At 45.3% G+C, this 3,967-nt stretch carries 6 protein-coding genes; 3 read left to right on the forward strand and 3 right to left on the reverse strand.

What is annotated here, in order from left to right:
- From QTO00_RS15985 to QTO00_RS15995, 3 genes are all read right to left on the reverse strand, one after another.
- The coding region (locus QTO00_RS15985) for an ExbD/TolR family protein (RefSeq protein ID WP_331425677.1) at nucleotides 1-206 on the reverse strand (206 nt) is incomplete at its 3' end.
- Entirely contained in the window at nucleotides 203-901 is a 699-nt protein-coding gene (locus tag QTO00_RS15990) for a MotA/TolQ/ExbB proton channel family protein (RefSeq protein WP_331425678.1), read from the reverse strand. The genes QTO00_RS15990 and QTO00_RS15985, both read right to left, overlap by 4 nt.
- On the reverse strand, nucleotides 901-1,641 hold the full coding sequence (locus QTO00_RS15995) for an energy transducer TonB (RefSeq protein WP_331425679.1): 741 nt from the start codon (nucleotides 1,639-1,641) through the stop codon (nucleotides 901-903). The genes QTO00_RS15990 and QTO00_RS15995 overlap by 1 nt, the downstream gene beginning before the upstream one ends.
- A 213-nt stretch (nucleotides 1,642-1,854) precedes the next feature.
- On the opposite strand from QTO00_RS15995, the gene hutW reads away from it, so the two are divergent.
- The 3 genes from hutW to QTO00_RS16010 all read left to right on the forward strand — a co-directional run.
- Nucleotides 1,855-3,225: a heme anaerobic degradation radical SAM methyltransferase ChuW/HutW gene (hutW, locus tag QTO00_RS16000; RefSeq protein WP_331425680.1), complete on the forward strand. Its 1,371-nt coding sequence runs from the start codon at nucleotides 1,855-1,857 to the stop codon at nucleotides 3,223-3,225.
- Nucleotides 3,226-3,236: 11 nt separating this feature from the next.
- The gene (hutX, locus tag QTO00_RS16005) at nucleotides 3,237-3,740 is read left to right on the forward strand and encodes a heme utilization cystosolic carrier protein HutX (protein ID WP_331425681.1); all 504 of its coding nucleotides are present in this window, start codon (nucleotides 3,237-3,239) and stop codon (nucleotides 3,738-3,740) included.
- A 39-nt stretch (nucleotides 3,741-3,779) separates the two neighbouring features.
- A partial coding sequence (locus QTO00_RS16010) for a pyridoxamine 5'-phosphate oxidase family protein (RefSeq protein WP_331425682.1) occupies nucleotides 3,780-3,967 on the forward strand: 188 nt, incomplete at its 3' end.

The following is a 3,967-nucleotide window of genomic DNA, read 5'->3' on the forward strand; positions in this document are numbered from 1 at the left end:
GCTTCTAGGATGTTGATGGTGAGAGATTTAGTATCCACTTCTGAGACTACTTGAGAATCAGTGGTTGGCAGATCTACTTCCAGCGAGTCGAGCTTTACGGCTGCGGTCAGCATGAGAAACACCATCACGATAAAAATGATGTCGAGCAGAGGTGTCAGATCAGGGGTCAACCCGAAGCGATTTTCACCCTGTTTAACCTTGATCATGAACGTGCCTCAGTCGCCAGATCGACTGTTGAATGTGTAGTTTCGACGTTATCTGGCGACACGTGCTGAAGGCTAATTCCTTCAAGCCACAAGTTTACGTAATTGAGAGTGTGCTCTAACTTCGCCATAACCTTGTCCGCCCACAGGCCAAGAAGTTGTGATCCGGCTATGGCTGGTAGTGCGATTAGTAGACCTGCGGCGGTGGTTCTCATCGCCAGACCTAGTCCATCTGCGAGATCATTTGGCGTGATATTACCCGACGATGCCGCAACACCTTTGAACATTTCAATCAGGCCTAATACTGTCCCCAGTAATCCAATTAGCGGACTTATCACGCCAATCAGTGTTAATAGCCTTAAGCCTGAATTAAGTTGATGACGCTTCTCTTGTAACCACATGCCGGCGGCATCTTCGCGCAATGTCTTGGCAAATGAGTGGTGAGCTAGCAACATCGCGACGCCTTTGTAAAGTAGTGGGCGACGAGGAGAGAGTTTCTCAGCGAGTGCTTCAATTTGCTTACTGTCGGTTGGGCTCACTTTTTTTAGCTCGTTGCGTATTGCCCGTTTACCAACCCCTAAACTAATGAGTACTTGAAAAAGACGCTCAGCAATAATCATCAATGTTAGCGCCGAACAGATGATCAGTGGCCAAGCCATCAAACCTAACTGTTGTTGTATTTGGTGTAATTGTTCCATTATCGATCCAAATTAAAACGAACGGGAATTTGAACTCTATGGGCCATGGTTTGGCCATTTATTGAATGGGGAGAAAATCGCCATTTCTTGATAGCCTCTAGAGCTGATTTATCAAGCATGGTTGCCCCTGAAGATGAAATAAGTACTTGTCTTACTTGGTCGCCATTTTCATCCAACCATATCTCATAGATAGCGGTACCTTCTACTCCGCGCTTTCTTGCCAGCCTTGGATACTTGGGAGCGGTAGGGCGAGAGAGAAACGATGGTTGAGTGACCATAACAGGTTGAGAGCTTGCTCCTTGGTTGACTAGCTTGGGTTGAGCTGGCGATTCCTGCTGCGTTATCTGCTTGGTTTCAGCCACCTTTTGTTCGAGCTTCTCTTTTGGCGTTTCAGTTGTCGGCTTGTTATGCACTACAGGCTTAGCCTTAGTGATTTTTTTTTCTACATTAGGTTTCTTCTTAGTGACTTTCTTTTCTACTGGTTTTGTTTTTTTTACGACCTGCTTAGGTTCAGGCTGCGTCTCTTTCGGTTTAGTTTCTGGTACCGGCTCCGGCTTTGTGACTGCTTGTTCTGCAGGGGACGCAGAGGGGGGCGCCATCGTCTTAAAGTTGATGGATACTGTATTTGATTGTGCTCCAGCAGGCATAGCGAAGGCTTTGGGTTCTTGTGCAATAAACACGAATGCCGCATGAATAGCTAAGGAAATGCTACCAGCAATGGTGTATCGCTTGACGTTCACTTGAGTTCTCCATATACCGCATAGAATTAATATTTGCTTCCCGATGTACCCTCGATGGGTGTTAGCGGTTGCCAGACGGATTAGGATTATTACCCACAATACAAATAAGATCAATTATCAATTGCATTATCATTAAGCTCAAACTATGATCGGTTCCAGTTTTTGAGAATTTAGCGCAAGGCTAGAGCTGATAAGCGCTGAGAGATTGATAGTATGCTTGATATTTATAAATTTGATGAATCTATCTTGGCGGCGGACACACCCGATCCTCTTCGATTCGCATTTGCCAACAAAGCTTCAGCGCATGCTGGCGGAATGGCAGCCCCTTTAATGCCCGAGCAGAAAGCTGAAACATTAAGACGCCTTTATGCGTCGCCTGGAGCAAAAAGCGATAAGCGCTGCTTATATATCCACATCCCCTTCTGTCGTGTCCGTTGTACCTTCTGTAATTTCTTCCAAAATGCAGCAAGCCGTAAACTGGTTGACGACTACTTTGAAGCTTTGATGCGAGAGATTGACCAAAAAGCGGCACTAGCGTGGACGCAATCGGGAACGTTTCACGCTGTCTACATTGGAGGTGGAACTCCAACCGATCTTTCTGCACAGCAAATTGAAAGGCTGGGCAAAGCCATTCGGGCACGTTTTCCTCTCTCGACGGATTGTGAGATCACTCTAGAAGGTCGTATTAACCGCTTTAGCGATGAAATGTTTGAGCGTGCTTTAGAAGGTGGTTTTAATCGGTTCTCATTTGGTATTCAGAGTTTTAATACTCAAGTTAGACGCGGTGCGAAACGCCTTGATGACAGAGAGGTCGTATTAGAACGCGTTAGCGCTTTAAGTGCGACTGACCAAGCGCCAATCATTCTAGATCTACTCTATGGTTTGCCCTATCAAACGTTAGATGTGTTTGAACAAGATTTAGTTGATTTTATGTCTACCGGCGCTCATGGGTTAGATTTGTATCAACTGGTCGTCGGTGGTAGTGCGCCAATGCTCAATTTGGTTGATAAGGGCAGGATACCTGCGCCGGCTACAACACCAGACAAAGCATCAATGTACGAGTTAGGTTCAGTGTTCATGAAACAGCACCACTTGCGTCAACTGAGTGTTAACCATTGGGCGAGAGATAACCGTGAGCGCAGTCAATACAACTCACTGGCAAAAACTTATGCTGAGGTTTTGCCGATTGGCTGTGGTGCCGGGGGCAATATTGGTGGCTATGGCATGATGAACCATCGCACGTTAGAAACCTACATGAACGCGATGAAATCTGGTGACTCTTTAGTGGCAATGATGACCAAACAGAATGCCTTAGAGCCTATTTTTGCTGTGCTCAAGTCTGGCTTTGACCGCGGAGTGGTGTCACGTGCTGCTATGCCTGATTTTTTAGGCTCATCTTCATTCGATTTCTTATCGCCTTTGTTCAATCACTGGCAGAAAAAAGGGCTAGTTCAGGTTGAGAGTGATTATTTGTCTTTAACCTTAGCAGGTCAATTTTGGGCGGTAAGCCTCGCTCAAGCTTGTATTCAAGTACTACATTCAACGTATCAAGAAAAAAACGCGCTTAAATCAGTCGCGATGTAAATGGAAAAAATATGGAAGCATTAAAACAGCAGGTTGCTCAACTTATTGAGCAAGAACCTACTCTACTCCCAGCAGCTATTGCAGAAAAACTTAATATCTCGGAATTTGAAGCAGTCTCGGCTTTGCCTGACGAGATGATTGCGCTAGTCGAAGGAGAGCAAGCTCAGCATATCTTGGAGAGCTTAGTTGGCTTTGGACCGGTCACTACTATCGTTCATTCATTTGGTTCAATTTTCGAAGTAAAAGCACCATTTCCAAAGGGCAAGGTCGCACGTGGTTACTACAACCTTATGGGGCGTGAAGGTGAACTGCATGGCCATCTTAAGCTCGACAACGTTAAGAACATTGCCCTAGTTAGTAAGCCGTTTATGGGACGTGAAAGTCACTACTTTGGTTTTTTTAGTGCTGACGGAAACAACATCTTCAAGATCTATCTAGGTCGTAATGACAAGCGCGAACTGATTGAATCGCAGGTGGCGACTTTCAAGCAATGGCAACAAGAATTCAGCAAGTAAATAAAACTATAAAATAAGAGAAAGTGAAGGAGCCTCAATATGGATCAGCAAGTTAAGCAGGAGCGTCTACAAGGGCGTCTTGAACCTGAAATAAAAGAGTTTCGCCAACAGCGACGCACTCTGCAATTGGCGACCGTCGACGAAAATGGTCGTCCAAACGTTAGCTATGCGCCTTATGTACAAAATCAAGACGGCTATTTTGTTTTGATTTCAGAAATTGCTCGTCA

Origin of the sequence: Vibrio sp. M260118, from assembly GCF_036533755.1 — a bacterium.
Classification (GTDB): domain Bacteria; phylum Pseudomonadota; class Gammaproteobacteria; order Enterobacterales; family Vibrionaceae; genus Vibrio.

What these genes read in the sequence shown, in the direction of transcription:
- QTO00_RS15990 (WP_331425678.1), bottom strand. Translation starts at nt 901, where the DNA reads ATGGAACAATTACACCAAATACAACAACAGTTAGGTTTGATGGCTTGG.
- hutW (WP_331425680.1), top strand. Translation starts at nt 1,855, where the DNA reads ATGCTTGATATTTATAAATTTGATGAATCTATCTTGGCGGCGGACACA.
- hutX (WP_331425681.1), top strand. Translation starts at nt 3,237, where the DNA reads ATGGAAGCATTAAAACAGCAGGTTGCTCAACTTATTGAGCAAGAACCT.